General features: G+C 36.9%; 1 protein-coding gene. It reads right to left on the reverse strand.

What is annotated here, in order from left to right; all coding sequences use genetic code 11:
• Positions 1 to 200: 200 nt before the first annotated feature.
• A partial coding sequence (locus AC4GME_RS17300; RefSeq protein ID WP_490379885.1) for a GGDEF domain-containing protein occupies positions 201 to 601 on the reverse strand: 401 nt, incomplete at its 5' end.

A 601-nucleotide genomic window follows, 5' to 3' on the forward strand; every position in this document is an offset into this window, starting at 1 on the left:
GTTTTTATCTGAAAATTAACTAATGATCACTAATACCAATCTGGTTTCGGCCAGCTTCTTTAACTATATATAGGCTGAATTATAAGCGCTGCTTTTTATCATAAAATCAACTAATGCTCACTAATACCAATCTGGTTTCGGCGAGCTTCTTTAGCTATATATAGGCTAAATTATCAGCGCTGTTTTTATCTGAAAATTAACTAATGATCACTAATACCAATCTGGTTTCGGCCAGCATCTTTAGCTATATATAGGCCCATATCAGCTGTTTTAATCCAGGTTTTATAATCAGGAATATTGCCCGTGATATGTGCGATTCCGATACTTGCAGTTACTTTTACAAGCTTTCCTTGATAGTAAAATTCACATTCCTCAATCGACTGCCTAATACGCTCAGCAACGAAACGGGCATTTTTTAAGTCAGTATCAACCAGGATCAAGGTAAACTCTTCGCCGCCATAACGCCCGGCTATATCTGTTGTACGCATGTTTTTACGTAAACAATTAGCGACTTCACGTATCACTTCATCACCAAATGGATGTCCATAGGTATCGTTAACTTTTTTAAAGTGATCGATGTCAAGCATGATTAATGCTGATG

This window comes from Psychromonas sp. (assembly GCF_983033635.1).